This window comes from Salinadaptatus halalkaliphilus, from assembly GCF_006543045.1.
In the GTDB taxonomy this organism is placed as follows: Archaea; Halobacteriota; Halobacteria; order Halobacteriales; family Natrialbaceae; genus Salinadaptatus; species Salinadaptatus halalkaliphilus.
This window is the reverse complement of record NZ_RBZW01000076.1, coordinates 1-20,490: the sequence shown is the minus strand read 5'-3', so window position 1 is coordinate 20,490 and position 20,490 is coordinate 1. Positions and strand designations below refer to the sequence as shown.

17 protein-coding genes are annotated in these 20,490 nt (G+C 63.4%); 6 read left to right on the top strand and 11 right to left on the bottom strand.

The features are described from left to right. Positions 1-28 precede the first annotated feature (28 nt). From gatB to D8Y22_RS20155, 5 genes are all read right to left on the bottom strand, one after another. A complete protein-coding gene (gene gatB / locus D8Y22_RS20175) occupies positions 29-1,519 on the bottom strand; it encodes an Asp-tRNA(Asn)/Glu-tRNA(Gln) amidotransferase subunit GatB (RefSeq protein WP_141466439.1) in 1,491 nt (496 codons plus the stop codon). Positions 1,520-1,626: 107 nt separating this feature from the next. Further along, the gene (locus tag D8Y22_RS20170) at positions 1,627-2,121 is read right to left on the bottom strand and encodes a methyltransferase family protein (RefSeq protein ID WP_141466438.1); all 495 of its coding nucleotides are present in this window, start codon (positions 2,119-2,121) and stop codon (positions 1,627-1,629) included. Between the two features lie 66 nt (positions 2,122-2,187). Continuing rightward, positions 2,188-2,778 (bottom strand): DUF7524 family protein, encoded by a 591-nt coding sequence (locus D8Y22_RS20165; RefSeq protein WP_141466437.1) that lies wholly within the window; start codon positions 2,776-2,778, stop codon positions 2,188-2,190. Between the two features lie 15 nt (positions 2,779-2,793). Continuing rightward, positions 2,794-2,988, bottom strand: coding sequence for a methytransferase partner Trm112 (locus tag D8Y22_RS20160; RefSeq protein WP_141466436.1), 195 nt, complete (start codon positions 2,986-2,988; stop codon positions 2,794-2,796). 70 nt (positions 2,989-3,058) lie between these two features. Beyond that, on the bottom strand, positions 3,059-4,438 hold the full coding sequence (locus D8Y22_RS20155) for an adenylosuccinate synthase (RefSeq protein ID WP_141466435.1): 1,380 nt from the start codon (positions 4,436-4,438) through the stop codon (positions 3,059-3,061). Between the two features lie 234 nt (positions 4,439-4,672). Here D8Y22_RS20155 and D8Y22_RS20150 point away from each other — a divergent pair, with 234 nt between their 5' ends. Further along, positions 4,673-4,978, top strand: a complete 306-nt coding sequence (locus D8Y22_RS20150) for a hypothetical protein (protein WP_006181938.1) — start codon at positions 4,673-4,675, stop codon at positions 4,976-4,978. Positions 4,979-5,158: 180 nt separating this feature from the next. On the opposite strand, the gene D8Y22_RS20145 is transcribed toward D8Y22_RS20150, so the two are convergent. From D8Y22_RS20145 to D8Y22_RS20130, 4 genes are all read right to left on the bottom strand, one after another. Then, a complete protein-coding gene (locus D8Y22_RS20145; RefSeq protein WP_141466434.1) occupies positions 5,159-7,783 on the bottom strand; it encodes a DUF7527 domain-containing protein in 2,625 nt (874 codons plus the stop codon). A gap of 124 nt (positions 7,784-7,907) precedes the next feature. Continuing rightward, positions 7,908-8,186, bottom strand: a complete 279-nt coding sequence (locus D8Y22_RS20140) for a UPF0058 family protein (RefSeq protein WP_141466433.1) — start codon at positions 8,184-8,186, stop codon at positions 7,908-7,910. A 205-nt stretch (positions 8,187-8,391) separates the two neighbouring features. Then, on the bottom strand, positions 8,392-9,576 hold the full coding sequence (locus D8Y22_RS20135) for an ABC transporter ATP-binding protein (protein WP_141466432.1): 1,185 nt from the start codon (positions 9,574-9,576) through the stop codon (positions 8,392-8,394). A 223-nt stretch (positions 9,577-9,799) separates the two neighbouring features. Next, the gene (locus tag D8Y22_RS20130) at positions 9,800-10,276 is read right to left on the bottom strand and encodes a DUF5793 family protein (protein WP_141466431.1); all 477 of its coding nucleotides are present in this window, start codon (positions 10,274-10,276) and stop codon (positions 9,800-9,802) included. 144 nt (positions 10,277-10,420) lie between these two features. Between D8Y22_RS20130 and D8Y22_RS20125 the strand changes: the two genes are divergently transcribed. From D8Y22_RS20125 to D8Y22_RS20110, 4 genes are all read left to right on the top strand, one after another. Then, the gene (locus D8Y22_RS20125) at positions 10,421-12,055 is read left to right on the top strand and encodes a type II/IV secretion system ATPase subunit (protein WP_141466430.1); all 1,635 of its coding nucleotides are present in this window, start codon (positions 10,421-10,423) and stop codon (positions 12,053-12,055) included. Further along, the gene (locus tag D8Y22_RS20120; protein WP_141466429.1) at positions 12,052-14,142 is read left to right on the top strand and encodes a type II secretion system F family protein; all 2,091 of its coding nucleotides are present in this window, start codon (positions 12,052-12,054) and stop codon (positions 14,140-14,142) included. The genes D8Y22_RS20125 and D8Y22_RS20120 overlap by 4 nt, the downstream gene beginning before the upstream one ends. Positions 14,143-14,224: 82 nt before the next feature. Beyond that, positions 14,225-14,635, top strand: coding sequence for a DUF1269 domain-containing protein (locus D8Y22_RS20115; RefSeq protein WP_141466428.1), 411 nt, complete (start codon positions 14,225-14,227; stop codon positions 14,633-14,635). After that, on the top strand, positions 14,635-15,624 hold the full coding sequence (locus D8Y22_RS20110; protein WP_141466427.1) for a linear amide C-N hydrolase: 990 nt from the start codon (positions 14,635-14,637) through the stop codon (positions 15,622-15,624). The genes D8Y22_RS20115 and D8Y22_RS20110 overlap by 1 nt, the downstream gene beginning before the upstream one ends. A gap of 69 nt (positions 15,625-15,693) precedes the next feature. On the opposite strand, the gene purB is transcribed toward D8Y22_RS20110, so the two are convergent. Beyond that, entirely contained in the window at positions 15,694-17,082 is a 1,389-nt protein-coding gene (purB, locus tag D8Y22_RS20105; RefSeq protein WP_141466426.1) for an adenylosuccinate lyase, read from the bottom strand. A 177-nt stretch (positions 17,083-17,259) separates the two neighbouring features. Between purB and purH the strand changes: the two genes are divergently transcribed. After that, a complete protein-coding gene (purH, locus tag D8Y22_RS20100) occupies positions 17,260-18,897 on the top strand; it encodes a bifunctional phosphoribosylaminoimidazolecarboxamide formyltransferase/IMP cyclohydrolase (protein WP_141466425.1) in 1,638 nt (545 codons plus the stop codon). 75 nt (positions 18,898-18,972) lie between these two features. Here purH and D8Y22_RS20095 read toward each other — a convergent pair whose 3' ends face one another. Continuing rightward, complete coding sequence (locus tag D8Y22_RS20095; RefSeq protein WP_141466424.1) at positions 18,973-19,935, bottom strand: DUF368 domain-containing protein; 963 nt, start codon at positions 19,933-19,935, stop codon at positions 18,973-18,975. Positions 19,936-20,490 lie beyond the last annotated feature (555 nt).

The following is a 20,490-nucleotide window of genomic DNA, read 5'->3' as shown; positions in this document are numbered from 1 at the left end:
TCATAATTCGCTGGGTACCGGAAGCCGACTACGCCTCGAGTTCGGCCCGTAGTAGCTGGTTGACATCGCCGGGGTCGGCGCTGCCGCCGGTCTTTTGCATCACTTGGCCGACGAGGAAGTTGATCGCGCCGTCGTCACCGGATTCGTAGTCGGAAACGGCGTCGGGATTCTCGTCGATCGCCTCGACGACCGCCTGCTGGACCTCGTCCTCGCCGGTCTTGCCCAGTCCCTCCGCGTCGACGATCTCCTCGGGTGTCCGTTCGTCGTCGAGCATCGAGCGCAGGACCGTCTCACGGGCATTTTTCGCCGTAATTTCGTCGGTCGCGACGAGTTCGACGAGGCGGGTTACCTCGTTCAAGCGACCCTCGAGGTCGGTGATCTCCATATCGCGGTAGTTGAGTTCGCCCAGCAGGTTGTCGGCGACCCAGGTCGCCGCGAGGTCGGGGTCGAACTCGGCGGCGACGGTTTCGTAGAAGTCCGCGACCTGTTTTGTCGAGGTGAGTTTCGAGGCCGATTCCTCGTCGAGGCCGTACTCGGCCTGGAATCGCTCGCGTCTGGCCGAGGGCAGTTCCGGTATCGAAATCTCGTCTTTCCAGTCGGCGACCCGCAGCGGCGGCAGATCGGCCTCCTCGAAGTAACGATAGTCTTTTTCCTCCTCTTTCGAGCGCATCGAGACCGTGATGCCGCGGGACTCGTCCCAGTGGCGAGTCTCCTGTTCGACCGCGCGCCCGCGCTCGATCGCGTTCTTCTGGCGGGTTTCCTCGTAGGCCAGGGCCTTCTGTGCACCCTTGTGACTCGAGATGTTCTTGACCTCGGTGCGATTGGCCGTTTCGAGGGCGCTGGAACCGATATCGTCGATATCACCGCTTTCGATTTCGTCCTCGGGGATGATCGAGAGGTTGGCGTCGATCCGGAGACTGCCGTCGCGCTCGGCGTCGAAGACCCCCAGGTACTCGAGGACTTCCTCGAGTTCGGCGAGGAACGCCCGCACCTCGCTCGGGCTGCGAAAGTCCGGTGCGGTAACGATCTCCATCAGCGGCGTCCCGGCGCGGTTGTAGTTCACCAGCGTGTAGTCGGCGGTGTCGATCCCGCCGCCGACGTGCTGGAGGCTGCCCGGGTCCTCTTCGAGATGCGCGCGCTCGATCGTGATCGTCCGGCGGGTGCCCTCGACGGCCACCTCGAGTTCGCCGTCGGCACAGATCGGCTCGTCGTACTGCGTGATTTGAAAGTTCTTCGGGAGGTCGGGGTAGTAGTAGTTCTTGCGGTGAAAGCGGGTTTCTTCGGGGATCTCGGCGTCGATCGCCTTGCCGATCTTGACGGCGGCTTCGACAGCACCCTCGTTGAGCACCGGCAGTGCGCCGGGCAGGCCGAGACAGACGGGACAGACGTGCTCGTTGGGCTCGTCGGTCTGTTCGGTCGAGCAGCCACAGAAGATCTTCGTGTCGGTCTCCAGCTGGACGTGGACCTCGAGACCGATGACGGTGACGAGGTCGCCCTGCTGGACGGTTTGGGCAGTCATTACCCTCGATTCGGGCTGGTGGGGGTAAAACGTAACGACACGTCGATACGGAGCCAGCCCGTCGATACCGACGCCCGCCACGTGCTCTGTGGCGGGCTCGATATCGGTTACGAACGACGACTCGTGGGGAGCCACCGAGGAACCTGCTCACAATACTGCTCGTAGGCGTCGTCGTACGTTGCAGCCAGGTGGGGTTCCTCGTATCGGATCACTCGATTGTGAAACCCGATCCAGCAACCGAGGCCCCACCAGAGGATCGAGACCGACCGGTGCCGGAGTGCCTGTCCGAGGATGATCAACAGCACGCCGACGTACATCGGATTTCGCGAATGAGCGTAGCTGCCATCGGTGACGAGTTCGTCGGGCTCGTCGGTCGGGGAGGGCGTCCCGTCACCCTTCCCGAATTGAAACACCGTCTGCGCGTACAGGGCAACCCCGGCGGCCAGCGAGAGACCGCCGGCAATGTTCCCGGTCCGTCTGCGAATCGGGAGTTGTGGGTGCGGTCGCCATCTCGCCAGGAGCGATGGAATCCCGACAGCGATTGTTCCTGGAACGACCACCGTGAACAGGGCGGTTTTCAGGTATACACTGGGTATTCGCATGGGCAGCGTGTCCACTCGACAGATTATAAACACACCACTCGTTGTTCGGTCGCTCCACGATAGTTCTCAGGCAAACAACATCCACAGCGCAACGCCGACCCCGCCGACGACGATGACGGCACCGACGACGCCGACGACGCCGCCGATCGTCGCCGCCGAGACCGTCCCCACGGCGACCGCGAGTATCCCAAGCACGAGGACGGCGAGCGTCGCCGGATCGAGGCCGCTCGCACCGTCGATACCCTCGAGGACGCCGGGTGCTGCGGACTGGTTCGACCGGTCACGACGCGGTTCGGTCAGCGACTCGTCGACGTCGACCGAAGGTGGCGGGGGTGTGACGGTGACATCGATCGACACCGATTCGGAGCCGTATCCGGTGACGACTTCGAGGCGGCCCTCGATCGGGTCGTCGATCGGTCCGTTATCGATCCGGATCGGTACGGCCGTGACGCTACCGGGTTCGATGTAGTAGTTCGTTTGCTCGAGCGTCGCAATTCGCTCGAGGGCGCCCTCGAGTCGACAGTGGACGTGTGCCGGCCGCTCGTGCCCGTGGAGCTCGACGGCGAGTGACCCGCGTGTCTCGAGTGTCTCGACGTCGGGATCGAGGGTGTCTGTCGCGTCGCGGTTGACGTGGACGGTGAGCTCGGATCCGGGCACGATCGATCTGGCCGATCAGGCCGGTGCTTCCTCGCGCATGTCCGGCGGCAGCAGGTTCGGAATCCCGTCTTCGATCGGATACCGTTCGCCACACTCGGGACAGACGAGCGTGCCCTCGACGATCTCCTCGCCGTCGTACTCGGCGTCCTCGAGTTCCAGTTCGTGTTTGTCGAGCGGACAGCGGAGGATCTCCAGCAACGACTCCTTCATGGTACGTAGGCGTAGGGCAATCAGCAAAAGGTTTCGGGAACGCTCCGAAGCGGTTCGAGCCAGCGCTGGGTTACTCGTGGGGGTCTTCGACGACGACGGTCTCCTCGCGGCCCGGCCCGACGCCGACCGCGTAGATCGGGACATCGAGTTCGTCGGCGACGTACTCGAGGTAGGTGCGGGCGTTTTCGGGAATCGCGTCGTAGCCCTCGTTCGCGACCTCGGCCCAGTCGACCTCGGGCCAGCCGTCGAAGGGTCGGAGGGACGCCTCACAGCGCTGCCACTGTTCGGTCGTCGACGGAATCGTAAGCAGTTCGTCGCCGTCGAGTTCGTAGCTGTGGCCGACACGGACCTTGTCGAGACCGGCCAGCACGTCGATGTGGTTGATAGCGAGACCCGTGAAGCCGTTGACGCGCGTGGCGTGGCGCAACATTGGCATGTCGAGCCAGCCAACCCGACGCGGCCGGCCGGTGACCGTACCGTACTCGCCGCCCTCGTCACGGATGTAGGTCGCGAGCTCCTCGTCGGGGCCGTCGCTGTCGTCGTCGTATCCCGGCGTGTCGCCGGCGACGCCGCCGAGTTCCGTCGGGAGCGGCCCGCTGCCGACCCGGGTGAGGTAGGCTTTGACGATCCCGATGATCTCGCCGTCGCCGATGACGCCGGGGCTGAGCCCCGTTCCAGTTGCGGCACCGCCCGCCGTCGGATTCGACGACGTGACGTACGGATAATTGCCGTGGTCGATGTCGATCAGCGTCCCCTGTGCGCCCTCGATCATCACGTTTTCGCCGTTTGCCATCGCGTCCGTGAGAAATGCGCTGGCGTTGACGGCCATGTTTTCTTCCTCGAGTCGGCGGCCAAAGTCCCGAAACTCCTCGAAGAGTGCGTCGACGTCGAACGCGTCGGGATCTTCGAGGTCGTCGATATCGACGCCATAGACGTCTTCGACGAGCGCGCGCTTCTGGGGGACGACGTACTCGAGTTGCTCGCGCAGGACCTCGGGCTCGAGCAGATCGCCGATCCGAACGCCGCGGCGGCCGGCCTTGTCCTCGTAGGTGGGGCCGATACCGCGGCCGGTCGTGCCGACTTCCTGATCGTCCTCGCTTTTGACCTCCTCCTCGATGCCGTCGAGCACGCGGTGGAACGGGAGGATGACGTGTGCACGCTCTGCGACCCGGACGTCCGGATCGAGTCCCTGGTCCTGGAGGGTGTTGATCTCGTCGAACAGCGTTCTCGGATTGACGACACAGCCGTTGCCGAGGACGCCGACCTTCCCTCGGACGGCGCCCGATGGCACGAGTGACAGTTTGTACGTCTCGCCGTCGTGGACGACGGTATGTCCAGCGTTGTCGCCACCCTGATAGCGGGCGACGACGTCGGCGGCCTCGCCGTAGAGATCGACGACGCCACCTTTGCCTTCGTCGCCGAGTTGCGACCCGACGATTGTGACGGTCATAACAGCGCCGGATTCTTGCCGGGCCGATAAACAGATTACGGTATTGACGGCGTCGACACCGCCAGATATACACACATATGAACACCTGCTCGGCGCTTCCGGGCCGACGCCGTCGGAAACGTCGCCGTGATCCGAAGCGTTAACTACTATCAAGAACAAATCCCGCGTTGAGAGTGGTCGTCTCAGCGTGCGAGAGTAACTTTTAAAAGGCCCAAAGACAAGTTAACAAATGCCATGATAGACCGACTTGAGAAGGAAGTTGATATGCTGGAACGACATCTGCAGGTCCTGAAAATGGTCATCGAAAACGAACCGATCGGGATCGTCAAGATGTCGAACGAGACCGGCTACCCACATCACAAGGTTCGGTACTCGCTTCGCGTTCTCGAGGAAGAAAACCTCATCGAGCCATCGAGCCAGGGTGCGATCAAGACCGAACGCACCGCAGAGTTCGTCGACGAACTCGACGGCAAGATCGACGACATCGTCGACAAACTCGAGGGTATGAAGATCGAAGACGTCGCCGAAATCGAAGGCTAATTCTCTCTGTAGCTGACGGGATGCGTTCCCGTCGACGGCGTTCGTAGTCGCATCGAACGCCGTGTCACGCTCGCGTTCGACACTGTCGTCGTGTCTCCGTCCAGTTGCGATCAGCATACAAATCGTCGGTTCGACGCCTGCAGCATCCAGCAACGAACAGTACGGCCGTCCATGTGGGAGTTACAGTTCGGGAACGGTCATGTGGAATCCCTCCGAGCGGGACTCGACGAGACAGAGGTGATACCCCTGCTTGCGCGAGAGATTGACGTAACTCGACTTCGAGCTCCGGCTCAGGAGACTCGCCGTCGTGGCCTGTTCGGTCACCTCGAGCGCGCCGGGTTCGAAGTAACTCGAGGTGACCGCGATCGCTGCCGCGAGTTCGGGGTAGTTCGCTTTTACTGCGGAGGCGGCTTCCTCGAGGCCAGCGAGCATCTCCTTGGTCGCCGGCTCGCGGGAATCGTTCAGCGTGACGAGGACGAGCGGGTTCCCCATCTTGTCGTAGGCGACAACATCGAAGGTCACCTCGTCGGGAACGTCCTCGGTATCGTCCTCCGCAAGCGAGACCGTCGACTGGAGTTCGGCCCGGTCGATCCGGGGAATCGCGTCGTAGAGATCACCCAGTCCGTTGGCGTGACCAGTGTCTCGAATCTCGTAGAGTAATACTTCGGTGAGCCAGTCGACGAACCGGTGGGACATCGTCGACGTGAGAAACGGCTCGTAGGCCTGGCCCGCGACGGCGACATCGGATTCGTCGAACTCGGTGTGATGTTCGAGACGGAGATTCGACGCGACCTCTTCGCGGTCCGCGTCGCCGTCGTGGGCCGTCTTGAGCGTCGGCTGGCTCTTCGAATCGTAGCGGACGAACAGGTTCGTTCCCGAAAGCGCATCGCGTGGCGACAACTGCGTGCTCGCCTGGGCGATGTCCGACGCCTCCTCCGAGCGGGCACGTTCGAGGTCGGCCTCGAGTTCGTCGATCCGCGCCTGCAGCTGTTGGACGCGGCCGGCCAGTTCCTGTTTTTCGGCCTGTAACTGGTCGCGTTCGGCCTCGAGTTGTTCGGCCGTTTCGGCCAGTTGATCGCGCTGGTCTTCGAGTCGCTCGAGACGCGCCTGGAGTCGGTCGGTCGACGGCGATGGTTCCCGTTGAGACGAGTTCGACCGACGATTGTTGCTCGATCCGCGATCGGACTGGCGGGACGTCGATTGGCCCTGCTGGGGGCGAGCCGCATCGCCACTCGCCTCGGCCGTCGGGGTCGTGGTGTCGGCGGTCTCCGCGGCATACATTGCACCGCCGGAGGCGGGTTCGGCGTCTGGATTGGCGGTGTCGGCTGGCGAGGTGTCGGGATCGGCCGTTTTCTCCGGATCAATCGACGGGATGCGTCGGGTCTCTCGCCACTGTTCTTCGGCGTCGAACTCCTTCTCGAGTTGCTGGCTCTCGGCCTCGTCCTCGCTCGAGCGATCCGCCGCCGCGTCGTCGGTTGTTTGCTCGGTCTCCGTCGCAGCGACCGTGGGCTCTTCGACATCGCCTTGCCCGACGCGCCGGTCCTCGGCCGTCTCCGCTCCCTGATCCGCCTCGACCATCCCCTCGCTTTCGTCCCAGGAGATTTCGCTTTCCTCGAGTTCGGCGGCGGCCGCCTCGACTTCGTCCGGATCGAGCGTGGAGGATTGACCAGCCGGCCCCTCGGAGCTGTCGGCCGATTCTTGTGCGTGCGTGGCGCTGTCGGGCGTCTCGGCGTCGGCGCTCGAGGGCTCGTCGGTGGCCGACTCGGTCGGCGATCCAGTCGACCGACTGTCGACACTGTCCGGGTCCTCGACGGGACTCCCAGACGCGTCGTAGTCGGTGCTGGTCTCGTCGTCAGTACTGCCACCGTGATCGACGTCGTCGTGGGGTTCGGTCGACAGTGTGTCACTCGTCGTGACGCCCTCGTCGTCGGTCTCGTCGAGGAGCGACTCTCCGCCGGTGATCCCCTCTATCGAGTTGTCTGGCGACGACTTCGCCTCGGATGACGACTGATTCGACCCCGAGATATCGATCGGTTCGATCCCGGACGCCGTCGGGTCGGCGGTGGGTTCGGACGTGTCCCCGGCGTGGAGGCCGTCGTCGGTCGAGTCAGTCGGGCCGACGCCCGAGAGCGAATCGTCGACACGGGGTGGCGATTGGTTTGGCCCCTCGTCCGGTGTCGAACCGCTCGGTCCGACGCCGGCATCGGTTCCACTATCGGTCGTCGTGGCGGTGCCAGAAGCCGCTCCGGATCCGCTCTGGCTCTCGCTCGAGGGGACGTCAGTAACCTCGATGTCGACGTCGATGACGGTGTAGATGCCGACCTCGCCGGCCGCTCGATCGAACGCCTCCTCGCCGGTGATCAGGCGTTCCGCATTGCCAATGTAGGCAGCGGCCATGCGTCGGCCGCCGTAGTAGACGGCGTAGTAATCGCCACTCAGGACGTTCTCGCTCAGCTCGACGTAGCCCGTAAACGAGCCGTCCTGAAGGGTATCGTCGACTTCCTCGAGAGGCGTGTCGTTGGTGTAGTATTGCGCCCGCGTTTCGCCGCCGCGTTCCTCCATCGAACACAACAGCGGGAGCGACGGGTGGGGGGCCTGGTAGACGGTGCCGGAACCGCCGTCGATGTCTTCGATGTCGCCGCCAAAGATGCCGACGATGCGGCCGTTGAGCATGAACAGCCACGTGTCAGTAACACAGAGGGCACCGGAAAAGCCAGTATCAGCGAGATCAGAAAGCCCATCGTAACCGTCACTGAACGGGCGAGAGTCCCATTGTTCGACGCGCTCTTTCGTGCGCGGGTCCATAGTTCAACAAGCGAAGACCGGAACAAATACGTTTCGCCTAGTGATCCAACGTGGTGAATTCTAGGAAGGATGTCCGCGAGATATATTCCAGTCCTCGACTGCCAAGCGACTCCTGTCGCCGAACTCAGATCTTCGACTCGGCGTCTTCGGCGAGTTCTTTCATTCGCTTCCCGATTCGGCCGGCACTCGAGAACTCGTCTTCGCTCATTGCCTTTGCCAGTGCGTTCCCGAGGACGAAAACCGCGTGTTTGTGTTCGCTTTTCGATTTGTGGACGTGTGAGGGATCAACGTCGAGTTCGCGGTAGGGGTCGAAGAGCGTTTCGTCGACCTCCTCGCGCTCTGAAAAGTACTCCATGATGATGACGAGTTCTTCATGGAGCTCGAGAAGTTCGTCCTTGTGCATGCTCACCTGTAAGCACGGTCTCGGCTTAAGGATTGTGTGCAGGACGCTCTCAAATGCCCTCGAATCGGCGGTTCGCACGTCGGACGTATTCCTGCTGGCCATTACCAACACGAGCAGACGGCGGGTCCGAAGGTGACGGCGACCACGGACGGCACGTCTCACAGACGGTCGTGGTTGGACCGGAACTGACTTGCAGTGACCCGTCTCAGTCGGCGGAGTCGGGAGTCGACGTCTCGCGCTGGTTTGCGGGGAACCAGGCGAGGTCGTGATCGGCGGTCACCCTGACCGCGACGCGTTCGTCGAGATCGATCCGATCCGAGTGGTTGTGCATACACTCGATGGTTTCGCCCGAATCGAGCTCGACCCGGTAGAGAACGGTGGGACCGAGATACCGTCGGTAGACGACCTGCCCGTTCGACTCGGGAGTGCTGGCGGGGTAGGCGGTGACGTCGTCGGGACGGACGAGTAGGTCGATCTCGGTTCCGTCGTAGTGGTGGGCCAGTCCGTTGACGTCGTCTCTGAGAACGCGCCCGATCGCCGTATCGACGTGGTCGCCTTCGACGGCACCAGAGAGGAAGCTCGCGTGGCCGAGAAACCCAGCGACGAAACGCGATTTCGGGTCCTGAAAGACGCGCTCGGGGCGATCGATCTGCTCGATATCACCCTCGTTCATCACGGCGACCCGATCGGAGATCGATAGCGCCTCTTCCTGGTCGTGGGTCACGGAGATAGCCGTGACGCCGGCTTCTTTGATGATTCGGCGAACCTCCTCGCGCATCTCGACGCGTAGGTCGACATCTAGATTCGAGAACGGTTCGTCGAGCAACAGCATCTCGGGTTCGGGTGCGAGCGACCGCGCGAGGGCGATACGCTGTTGTTGGCCGCCGGAGAGTTCTTCGGGATAATGTTCGCCGTGACTCGCCAGGCCGACTAACTCGAGCAGTTCCGTGACGCGTGTCTCACGCTTTTCGGCGGGCCACTCTTTGAGGCCGAACGCGACGTTTTCGCGGGCTGTGAGATGCGGGAAGAGTGCGAACTCCTGGAAGACGACGCCGACCCCGCGATTTTCGGGAGCGACGAACTGGCCGTTCCCCGCGACATCGACATCTTGCAGGCGAATCTGTCCGTCCGAGGGCTTCTCGAGGCCGGCGATCAGGCGCAACGTCGTCGTTTTGCCACAGCCGGATGGACCGAGCAGGGTCAGAATCTCGCCGTCGTGGACGGAGACGGAGAGGTCGGAGATAACCGTCTCGGTGCCGTAAGCCTTACCAACGCCGTCGAGCTCGAGGACGATGTCGTCGTTGGTCACCGACGCTTCCGTGGGTTTCTTGGTCGTCGTCCTGCCGAACCGTTCGTTCGATATCGTCGACCCGCCGGCTTCCGCTGGCATACAGTTTTCTTTAGGGGTGCCTAAAACACTTATAATTGCCGGTCCGTTCCAACGCCCCGGGAGTTCGAGCCGCTGGAAACAGCAGCGAACTATCGGGTATTGGCGCCGTATTCGGGCTCGTGGCTCGTGGTATCGCAGTCTATCGTACGGATTGGTGTCGCGGTTTCCGGTGATCGGTGGACTCGCTCGAGCGATCACCGGTATCGAACGACACCAGTCCGTCTCAGAGTTCGACGCCGCTCGGGATCAGGCTGTGCTGGCGGAGGAGACTCCCTTCCTCGTCGTAGACCAGAAACGTTTGTTTGTCGTAGCTGACGAACGGCTCGTCCGCGCCCTCGAGCGTAATCGAGACGTCGTACCGTCCATCGTCGTCGTTCGTGCTTTCGCCGTAGCCGCGAGCGGCGGCGATGAACTGCAAGACATCGTCGGCCGCCTCGTTGAGCTCGAGAATGAACTCGCCAGTGATGCGGTTCGTGACGCTGACGACGCCGTCGGCATCGTCCCCGAGTGGCTCCTGAAGTCGAAGCGCGACATCAGTTTCGCTCGCTGCGAGCACGTCGCCGTCGGTCCCGGTGAGGCGCTCGCGAAGCATCGACTCTGGGCCAGTAAACTCGATCGATACGGCAGGTTTTTTTGGTTCGCCATCGGTTTCGACCCAGTCGACATTGCTAACGTCTAACGTAAAGTGCTCGCGCCTCATTCCGTACCGGCGGTAAGCGCTCCCACCGTATGAACGTAACGCACCCCGGCAGGCCAATCGACGCCATCGGCCGTCGATCTGGCCACCCGATTTAAGACGCCCCCGACGCGATATCTCGCTACAACCGCCGGTGTGGGCACGACGATGTCTCAATACAGCGACCCACGGACGGATACCGCCGCCACCGAGAGCGACCGATCACCGGCGACGACGCTCGAGCGCGTCCACCGAACTGCTCGGCGTATTCTCGAGGCGGTTCGCGGGATCGAACTCGACGTCGTCGCGTACGATCCGGCCGGTCACGGTCCACTGGTCGAATCCGACGAAGTCGACGGTCTCGAGGAAGTCGATCGGTACTGGGTTAACGCGCCGTTTGCGTTCGTGACGATCGGCTACGATCCCGAGCAGAATCACCACCAGTACCGTGTCGTCGAACCGACGCTCCGGGCCGACGAACGGGCACTCCTCGAGACGCTGTTCGAGGACATTCGCGATCCGTTGCTCTACCGAGGGGGCGAGACCGACGATGTCGAGACGCTGCTGCGAGAGACGATCACGGAGTACCTCGAGCGGTACGGTGCCCAGATCGACATGCAGACGTTCTACCGGCTATTTTACGTCATCCATCGGGACTTCCGGGGATACGGGCAGCTCGATCCGATCATGCACGACCCGCACGTCGAGGACATCTCCTGTGACGGCTACGATCTCCCGATTTTCGTCTACCACGAGGAGTACACCGACATCGAGACGAACGTCGCTTTCGGGAAGGACGAGCTCGATCGCTTCGTCGTCCGGCTGGCCCAACACTCCGGGCGACACATCTCGATCGGCGATCCGATGGTCGAGACGACCCTGCCCGACGGCTCCCGGGCCGAACTGGCACTCGGCGAAGAAGTAACGCCACGGGGCTCTGCCTTTACCGTCCGCAAGTACGCCGACGAGCCGTTCACGCCGATCGATCTCCTCGAGTACGGCACCTTCAGCGTCGAGCAGATGGCCTACCTCTGGCTGGCGATCGAGCACAACAAGAGTCTCATTTTCGCGGGCGGCACCGCTTCGGGGAAGACGACGAGCATGAACGCCATCTCGATGTTCATCCCGCCACGGTCGAAGGTGTTGACGATCGAGGACACCCGCGAACTCCAGTTGTATCACGACAACTGGCTCTCCTCGGTCACGCGCGAGCGACTCCACGAGGGCACCGATGTCACGATGTACGATCTCCTGCGCTCGGCGCTGCGACACCGTCCCGAGTACATCGTCGTCGGGGAGGTCCGCGGCGAGGAAGCGATCACGCTCTTCCAGGCGATGAACACCGGTCACACGACCTACTCGACGATGCACGCCGACTCCGTCCAGACGGTGATCAATCGCCTGGAGAACGAACCCATCAACGTCCCGCGGCCGATGGTCCAGAGCCTCGACATCCTCTCGGTGCAGACGCTCACCCGACTTGAGGATGGCCGTGTCCGGCGCAACAAGGTGCTCGCGGAGATCGAAGGTATCGACCAGCGAACGGGCGAACTCGACTACTCGACGGCCTACACCTGGGATAGCGACTCCGACAGCTTCGAGTCCCAGGGCAGTCAGCTGCTGACGGCGATCCGGGACGAGCGGGGCTGGGACCAGACCGAACTGCTGACTGAACTCGAGAACCGGCAGGCGTTTCTCGAGTATCTCCGGGCCAACGAGATCACCGACTACCGACGCTTTACCGCGCTGGTCAACGAGTACTACACGGACAAGGACGGTGTCCTCGAGACGATCGGCGAATGACGCTGACGAACGTCGTCCCGTTGGTGGTCGCCGCGTGTCTTACCGTGCCGATCGCCCTCGCGGCCGTCCACACCGGCGTCGATCGACTTCTGACGCGGGCGTCGATTCAGATCTTCGGCGGCTACATCGACGAGTTTCGCCGGGAACATCCCCAGCGGCAGCAGGCCCTCCGGGCGGCACACCTGCCGGTAACCTACCGCGAGTACGGTTCGAAGACGATGCTGTACGCCGGGACGGCCGCGATCGTCGGTTCGATCCTCGGATTGTATCTCATCTGGGCCGTCCTGCTCGTGCTCGCGATCGATCCCGAGACGCTGGCGGCGGCGCTTCCCGGCCCGCTTACGTTCCTGGCGAACCTCGGTGGCCTCCCCGCGCTGTCGGCCTGGGAACTGTTCGGCCTCTTTTCGGTCGCCTGTTTTACGATCGGTGCCATCGTCGGGACGGCGATCTACTGGCTTCGCTGGTGGTACCCCGCCTATATCGCCGACCGCCGTGCTAGCCGGATCGAAACCGCACTCCCCTCGACGATCGCGTTCGTCTACGCCCTCTCCCGAAGCGGGATGTCGATTCCCGAAGTGATCCACATCGTGGCCCGTCAGGAAGAGACCTACGGCGAAGCCGCCGCGGAGTTTTCGGTCGCGGTCCGTCACATGGACACCTTCGGCGTCGACGTCGTCACCGCCCTCCAGCGAATGGGACGGCACTCGCCGAGTTCGCAGTTTGGCGAGTTTACCGAGAACCTCGTCAGCGTCCTCCAGAGCGGCCACAGCCTCTCTGCGTTCCTCGAGCGCCAGTACCACGACTACCAGGACGAAGCCGAGTCCCAGCAAGAGCAGGTACTGGGATTGTTGGGGACGCTCGCGGAAGCCTACGTGACGGTGCTGGTCGCCGGGCCGCTCTTTCTGATCACCATTCTCATCGTCATCGGCATCGCCGTCGGTGGCACGTTCGAGCCGCTACAGGCGCTCATCTACGTCATCTTGCCGCTTGGCAATCTGGTGTTCATCATCTACCTGAGCATGGTCACCGACTCGATCGTTCCCGGAACGGCCACGACCGACGAACCCGACGTCGTCGCACCCGGACTGGCTGACAGCCGGGACCGGCCACAGCCCGACGGCGGCGTCCCTTCGGGCGCTCTTCCCGAACACGCACGAGAGACGATCGACCGCCTCGCGTACTACAAACGGCTCCGAGCCACCCGTGACCAGCTCGGCAACCCGCTCGAGACGCTGCTCGAGCGCCCGAACCTGGTCCTCGCGATGACCGTTCCGATCGCACTCGTGGTGGTCCTCTGGGAACTCCCCTCGGCGGTAACCGCCGAGGGGTTCGACGTGGCTGCCATCGACGACACCATCGCGCTCGCTGCGCTGTTCGTTCTCGCTACGTTCGCGATCTGTTACGAACTTCATCGTCGCCGCATCGACGCCATCGAAGGGGCGGTGCCGGACCTGCTCGACCGTCTCGCGAGCGTCAACGAAGCCGGCACGTCGATCGTACTGGCGATCGATCACGTTCGGGATTCGGAGTTGGGGCCGCTCAGCGCGGAACTCGACCGCGTCTGGGCCGACATCCAGTGGGGGGCCGACCTCGAGACGGCACTCCGTCGGTTCGACCACCGGGTACGAACGCGAGCGGTCTCGAGAGCGGTCACGGTCCTCACCGAAGCGATGAACGCGAGCGGGAATCTCGCGACGGTGCTTCGGATCGCCGGCCAGCAGGCGGCCACCGATCGGCGGCTCAAACGCGAGCGCGCACAGGTGATGGTCGAGTACATGGTCGTCGTCTACGTGGCCTTTTTCGTGTTCCTGTTTATCGTCGCGGTGCTGTCGGCGTATCTCCTGCCGAACCTTCCGGCGTCGGGTGCCGGCGAGGCCGCCGAGGCGACCGCCGTCGAGGGACTCGGTGGCGTCTCCGAGGCGGACCGAGCGGCCTACACGACGCTGTTCTATCACGCGACGCTCGTCCAGGGGGTGCTTTCGGGGCTGATAGCCGGACAGTTGAGCACGGGCGACGTTCGCGCCGGCGCGAAACACGCGACGGTGATGGTCGGGCTCGCGGTCCTGTTGTTCGCAGTGGTCGTTTGATCTCGGTGACTCTTCATCAACACAGTCTTCCCGCTCATCGTGTGAAACATTTAACAGCTGTATCGGTGTGCAACCACTGCAGATGAAAGAGCTAATCGTACTCGCGTTCGATTCGATGGACGGCGCGGGAGAGCTTCGAGACGATCTCTACGACCTCCAGAAACAGGAGTTGTTACAGCTCGACGACGCAGCGGTCGTCGTCCGTGATGAAGGTGGCCACGCCAGAGTAAAACACGCAAACAGTCTAGTCGGCTCGGGTGCACTCGCCGGCGAGTTTGCCAACGTCGGCATCGACGACGACTTCATCGACGAGGTGGCCGACACGATCGAACCCGGTCACTCCGCGGTGTTCATGCTGGCTCACGAGGTCTCCCAAGACCGCGTCGTCGAGGACCTTGCACCGTACGATCCCGAGGTGATCCGGACGAACCGCTCGCCGGACAAAGAAGATACCCGCCGGGAAACGTTCGCGGCCGAGGAGGTCCCAGCCTGATGTGTACGCGACTGGTCTATCTCGGCACCGGCGAGCGCGTGCTTACGGCCCGATCCATGGACTGGAAGCGAGATATCGGTACCAACGTCTGGACGCTGCCTCGAGGCCTCGAGCGCAGCGGCGAAGTCGGACCGGCATCGATGGCGTGGACGGCCGACTACGGCAGCGTGGTCGCAACTGCGTACGACGTCGCCACGACCGATGGAATGAACGAAGCCGGCTTGGTAGCCAACCTGCTGTGGTTGCCCGAGTCCGAGTATCCCGACTGGGACGGCGAGACCCCCGCAATTTCGATCTCGCTGTGGGCCCAGTATATGCTCGACAACTTCGCGACCGTGGCCGAGGCCGTCGAACACGTCCGGGACGAGGCGTTCGTCGTCGTCACTGATTCGGTCCCCGGCGAAGACCGTCTGGCGGCGCTTCATCTGTCCCTCTCGGATGCGACCGGCGACAGCGCGATCATGGAGTACGTCGACGGCGAGCTCGTCGTCCATCACAGCCGGGACTATCAGGTGATGACCAACTCGCCGACGTTCGACGAGCAACTCGCGCTGGCCGAGTACTGGAACGATATCGGCGGCACGGTCATGTTACCGGGAACGAATCGGCCGGCCGATCGATTCACGAGGGCGCGCTTTTACGTCGATGCGATCCCGAAAGTCGAGGATCGACGGATGGCAACGGCAAGCGTCTTCAGCGTCATCCGAAACGTTTCCGTCCCCCACGGCATCAGTACGCCGAACGAGCCACACATCTCCTCGACGCGGTGGCGAACGGTCGCGGATCACGACGACCTGATCTACTACTTCGAGTCGGCCCTGATGCCCAACGCCTTCTGGGTCGACCTCGAGGAGGTCGATTTTTCACCCGGGGCCGATACCCAGCAACTCCAGCTCGGCCCGGACCAATCGACCGTCTTCGCCGGGGACGTATCCGATCAGCTCGCTCCTACCGAGCCCTTCACGTTTCTCGGGGCGGCTGTCGGCTGACGGACGGAATCGGCGTTCCAGCCAGGATGATACCGGTGACCGTCGGCAGACAGGTTGCTGGCGCCGCGCTTACTCGAGGTCGTCGACTAACTCGTCGGCCACGCCGGTGTACCCCACCGGCGTCAACTCGCGAAGCTCTTCACGCACATCTGTAGAGACCTCGAGGTCGTCGAAGAGGTCGCGGAAGTCCTCGAGCGTAACTGACTTTCCGCGGGTCAGGGCCTTGACCTGCTCGTAGGCGTCTGCCTGGCCTTCCCGGCGGAGAATCGTCTGGACGGCCTCCCCGATGATTTCGGGCGTCGACTCGAGGTCCTCGCGCATGACGTGATCGTTAGGGACGACCTTCTCGAGGCCGGCGGCGGCTTTGGTGTAGCCGATCAGGCAGTGGGCGAAGGCCGCGCCGATGTTGCGCTTGACGGTCGAATCCGAGAGGTCACGCTGGAGCCGGGAGGTGGTGACGTAGTCGGCGAGGAAGGTGAGATCGGAATTGGCCTTCGAGAGATTCCCTTCGCTGTTCTCGAAGTCGATCGGGTTGACCTTGTGGGGCATCGTCGAGGAGCCGGTTTCGCCCTCGACGGCCTCCTGACCGAGGTACCGATCGGAGACGTAGAGCCACATGTCAAGGTCCATATCGAGCAATACGTCGTTGGCCCCGCGGACGGCATCGAAGACGGCCGCGAGGTCGTCACAGGGGTTGACCTGGGTGGTGAGGGGTTCGAATTTCAGTCCAAGCTGATCGGTGACGAACTCCTCGGCGACGGTCTGCCAGTCCACGTCGGGGTAGGCCGCGACGTGGGCGGCGTAGGTGCCCGACGCGCCGCCGAGCTTCCCACGGAGGTCGTCGGTCGCGGTGCGGATGCGACCCGTTGCGTGACCCAGCCGCGCGGCGTAGACGGCCAGTTCCTTGCCGAAGGTGGTCGGCGTCGCGGGTTGGCCGTGTGTCCGGGCGAGCATCGGCAGGTCGCGATAGTCGCGAGCCATCTCGGCGAGGGTATTGCGCACGTCGTAGAGTTCCGGCAGGAGCACCTCGGAAACGGCATCGTGGACGAGCAGTCGGTGGGCGAGGTTGTTGACGTCCTCGCTGGTCAGCCCGAAGTGGATCCACGCCGAGGCGTCGCTGTCGTCGGGGAGGCGGTGGCGCACAAAATACTCCACCGCTTTGACATCGTGATTCGTCGCCTCGAAGCCGGCGTGGCCCTCCGTCTCGAGTGTTTTGATCAGGCGGGCATCTTCCTCGGCGAAGTGTTCGTAGAGGGCCCGGAGGTGGTTGCGGTCTTCTAACGTCAGTTCGAGCGGGGTCGCCTCGAGGTCTGCGAGCGCGATCAGGTACTCGACCTCGACGCGAACGCGAGCGCGCATGAGCGCGGCCTCGCTCGCGTACGGCGACAGCGGCGCGGTCCGAGAACTGTACCGGCCATCGAGCGGCGAAACGGCGTACAGCGTATCCGTATCGGTCATTGTCGGTCTCGTTCCGTTCCAGTGCAAAAGGGGTATCGAAACCGCGATCCGCCAGACCCACGAGCGTGCATATCGGACTTATTGGACGCGCCTTTCGCGCAGTATCGATGCACGAACGTGGGTATATACGGACTCGAGACCGCAACGGCTTTTGTCCTCGCGGCTGGGCATACGTCTATGACGCGAATCGCCGGGATGGCCGGCAACCGAGGGCGCAACCTGTTGAACATCGCGGATCGACAGCCAGGCGGGGCCGAACTCGCGGTCGTGCTCGCCACCAGCGAGGACGCGCCGGTGCTCGAGGCCGCCGCCGAGCGTGGTATGCCGACCGAGGTCGTTCCGCTCGAGGACGGGATGGACCGTCAGGAACACGAGGAAGCCGTCCTCGAGGCGCTTGCCGACTACGAGTTCGAGTTGGTCTGTCTCGACGGCTACATGCGCATCCTCTCGGATACCTTCCTCTCGGCGGTGCCGACGACGCTGAACGTCCACCCCTCGTTGCTCCCGTCGTTTCCCGGCATGGACGCCTGGGGCGACGCCCTCGAGGCTGGCGTCTCGGTGACGGGCTGTACGGTCCACGTCGTGACGGACGCGACCGACGACGACGGCGCGGTCGTCGAGACCGAGGTCGACGCCGGCCCGGTCGTCACCCAGGAACCGATTCCGGTCTACGAGGGCGACGACGCCGAGAGTCTCAAAGAACGCGTCCTCTACAAAGGGGAGTTCCGCGCGTACCCGCGAGCGGTGCAGTGGTTCGCCGAGGGCGCGGTCGACGTCGACCTCGAGGCAGGCGAGGTCACGGTCGAGACCGACGTGGCGACGGTCGGTGACGAAGATCACGACGGGCTGCCAGGTCGACGGCTCGTCTCCGACGATCGAGCGGACACGCTCCGCTACGGCGAGAATCCACATCAGGACGCCGCGGTCTACGCCGACTACACCACTGACGAGGCCAGCGTCGTCCACGCCGAGCAGTTGAACGAAGGTGCGAAAGCGCTGTCGTACAACAACTACAACGACGCCGACGGCGCCCTGAACCTGATCAAGGAGTTCGACGAGCCCGCCGCGGCGGTCATCAAGCACACGAATCCCGCGGGCTGTGCCACCGCCGACTCACTCGCCGAGGCCTACGAGAAGGCGCTCTCGACGGACCCGATGAGCGCCTTCGGCGGGATCGTCGCCCTGAATCGCGAGTGTGACGCCGAGACAGCAGAGCAGATCGTCGACTCCTTCAAGGAGGTCGTCGTCGCGCCCGGCTACAGTGAGGCCGCCCTCGAGGTGCTCTTCGAGAAGGACAATCTTCGCGTACTCGATGTCGGCGAATTGGGCGAGCGAACCGAACGCTTCACCGAGAAACCGCTCGTCGGTGGCCGCCTCGTCCAGGAACGCGACCTGCAGTCGATCTCGGTCGACGACCTCGAGGTCGTCACCGAGCGAGAGCCCACGGACGAGGAACTCGAGTCGATGGTCTTCGCTTGGCAGACGCTCAAACACGTGAAATCGAACGGTATTCTCTTCGCCGACGGGACGGAGACGGTCGGGATCGGCATGGGACAGGTCTCTCGCGTCGACGCCGTTCGCCTCGCCGCGATGAAGGCCGACGAACACGCCGAAGGCAAGGACGCCGAGGGTTCGGTCATGGCGTCGGACGCCTTCTTCCCGTTCCCGGACGGCATCGAGGAGGCGGCCGAAGCGGGTATCGAGGCTGTCGTCCAGCCCGGCGGTTCTGTCAACGACGACGACGTGATCGAGGCGGCTGACGAGCACGGCATCGCGATGGCGTTTACGGGGCAGCGAAGTTTCCGACACGATTGATCGCTGCCGGCGACGCGACCGTTTTCCGCTGCCGCTGTGTTCGGAACCGTGACTGTCGGACGACAGACGAGCCGGTTATTCGGGGTCGAACCCGCCGGCGAGGATGTCGAGCGTGAACAGCATAACGGCGCCGAGCAGCGCCCACGCACCGGTCGATATCGCGATCTCGGTGGTCCAGGGATGGACCTCCGCGATGTTGTGCAGCGGCGCGGGTATCGAGCCGGCGATTAGCCCGACGAGAAAGAGCAGCGTTAGCTGGCGACGCCACTCGAGGGCGCGCCGAACGACCCGAGCGATCGAGAGCAAGCCGACGAACCCGCCCACCACGAAGACGGTGACGGTCGTTCCCGGTTCGAGGACGGCCGCGAGCGAGCCGTTGCCCGAGGCGAGTCCGCCCAGCGACTCGAGGAGGGCCGTCAGTTCGCCCGCGAGAAACTCGTACTGGCCGAGCAGGATGAGGATGAGCGCACCGGAGATTCCGGGCAGAACCATCGCGCTGATCGCGAGCGCGCCGGCCAGAAAGATCAGCGTCGGGCCGCTGCCGGGTAACTGGATCACGTTGCTGGCGACGAGTACGGCGAGTCCGGTTCCGGCCGCGCCCGCCAGGGCGTGCTCGAGCGACGAGAACTCGAGACTTCGACCGAGAACGATCGCGGAGGCGCCGATCAGTCCCGTAAAGAAGCCGTAGACGGCGATGGGGTGGCTGTCGGCCAGCGCGGAGACGGTGCCCGCGATCAGGGCGACTGCCGTTACCATGCCGACGCCGAGCGGGAGCAGAAACTGCAGATCCATCTCGAGGAGCGCCTCGCGTGCGTGCTCGCGATTGTCAGGATCGTAACCACGCAAGACGGTGGCCGCGCGATAGGGCGTGAGCGCGGTGATCGCCGCGATCAGCCGGCCGTAAAAGCCGAGCAAGAGCGCGACGGTCCCGCCCGAGACGCCGGGGAGGGCGTCGGCGCTCCCCATACAGAGCCCGTAACCGTAGATTCGAAGCGTCTCTCGTTTCGCCATAACCTGCTTGTGGAGGGTCTCTCGCATCGTCACCCGATCACCGTCGACGAACACACACGGAGATAGATACTGGCGTCGCCCAGCACTGGAAGCATATCTATCAGGTGTGCCAGCACACATATAAATTCCACTCCCCGTTGCAGCGAATACGAACGTACCGCCGCGGTGGTCTGCCCTCGAGTCCCGTTCGACACCGGGTGTGAGTCTAGCGTGGCGGGAATAAACATAATCGGGCTTTGTATATTATTTCAAATTATACATTTTCTGAGTTTGTGACTTCGGGCACCCAGAAAGCCCTCGGCGTGCTCGAGTCGGAGAACTCGTTGTGCTCCTCACTCGCGTTGCTCGTTGCGGTGCTTACTTCGTCCGCCTTCCTCGAGCCCACCGGCCCCTTTCATACGGATTACTGTACCGATTTACCGGCGCACCCGCCGCCCGGGTCGCGGGTGCGACGGAAATGACGTACAGTAAACCGTATCAGTCCCGCCCGGCCTCACCCTCCCCAACCGACTCGTTCGCTCGCACACTCGCTCACTCGCCCCTCGCGAGTCAGCGAGGCGTGCTCTCTATCGATCACACGCC

Excerpts from the sequence above, each read along its gene's own strand:
- D8Y22_RS20130 (WP_141466431.1), bottom strand. The coding sequence starts at position 10,276 with ATGAGGCGCGAGCACTTTACGTTAGACGTTAGCAATGTCGACTGGGTC.
- D8Y22_RS20145 (WP_141466434.1), bottom strand. The coding sequence starts at position 7,783 with ATGGACCCGCGCACGAAAGAGCGCGTCGAACAATGGGACTCTCGCCCG.
- purB (WP_141466426.1), bottom strand. The coding sequence starts at position 17,082 with ATGACCGATACGGATACGCTGTACGCCGTTTCGCCGCTCGATGGCCGG.
- D8Y22_RS20095 (WP_141466424.1), bottom strand. The coding sequence starts at position 19,935 with ATGCGAGAGACCCTCCACAAGCAGGTTATGGCGAAACGAGAGACGCTT.
- D8Y22_RS20140 (WP_141466433.1), bottom strand. The coding sequence starts at position 8,186 with ATGCACAAGGACGAACTTCTCGAGCTCCATGAAGAACTCGTCATCATC.
- D8Y22_RS20125 (WP_141466430.1), top strand. The coding sequence starts at position 10,421 with ATGTCTCAATACAGCGACCCACGGACGGATACCGCCGCCACCGAGAGC.
- D8Y22_RS20150 (WP_006181938.1), top strand. The coding sequence starts at position 4,673 with ATGATAGACCGACTTGAGAAGGAAGTTGATATGCTGGAACGACATCTG.
- D8Y22_RS20120 (WP_141466429.1), top strand. The coding sequence starts at position 12,052 with ATGACGCTGACGAACGTCGTCCCGTTGGTGGTCGCCGCGTGTCTTACC.
- D8Y22_RS20170 (WP_141466438.1), bottom strand. The coding sequence starts at position 2,121 with ATGCGAATACCCAGTGTATACCTGAAAACCGCCCTGTTCACGGTGGTC.
- purH (WP_141466425.1), top strand. The coding sequence starts at position 17,260 with ATGACGCGAATCGCCGGGATGGCCGGCAACCGAGGGCGCAACCTGTTG.
- D8Y22_RS20135 (WP_141466432.1), bottom strand. The coding sequence starts at position 9,576 with ATGCCAGCGGAAGCCGGCGGGTCGACGATATCGAACGAACGGTTCGGC.
- D8Y22_RS20110 (WP_141466427.1), top strand. The coding sequence starts at position 14,635 with ATGTGTACGCGACTGGTCTATCTCGGCACCGGCGAGCGCGTGCTTACG.
- D8Y22_RS20115 (WP_141466428.1), top strand. The coding sequence starts at position 14,225 with ATGAAAGAGCTAATCGTACTCGCGTTCGATTCGATGGACGGCGCGGGA.
- gatB (WP_141466439.1), bottom strand. The coding sequence starts at position 1,519 with ATGACTGCCCAAACCGTCCAGCAGGGCGACCTCGTCACCGTCATCGGT.
- D8Y22_RS20155 (WP_141466435.1), bottom strand. The coding sequence starts at position 4,438 with ATGACCGTCACAATCGTCGGGTCGCAACTCGGCGACGAAGGCAAAGGT.
- D8Y22_RS20160 (WP_141466436.1), bottom strand. The coding sequence starts at position 2,988 with ATGAAGGAGTCGTTGCTGGAGATCCTCCGCTGTCCGCTCGACAAACAC.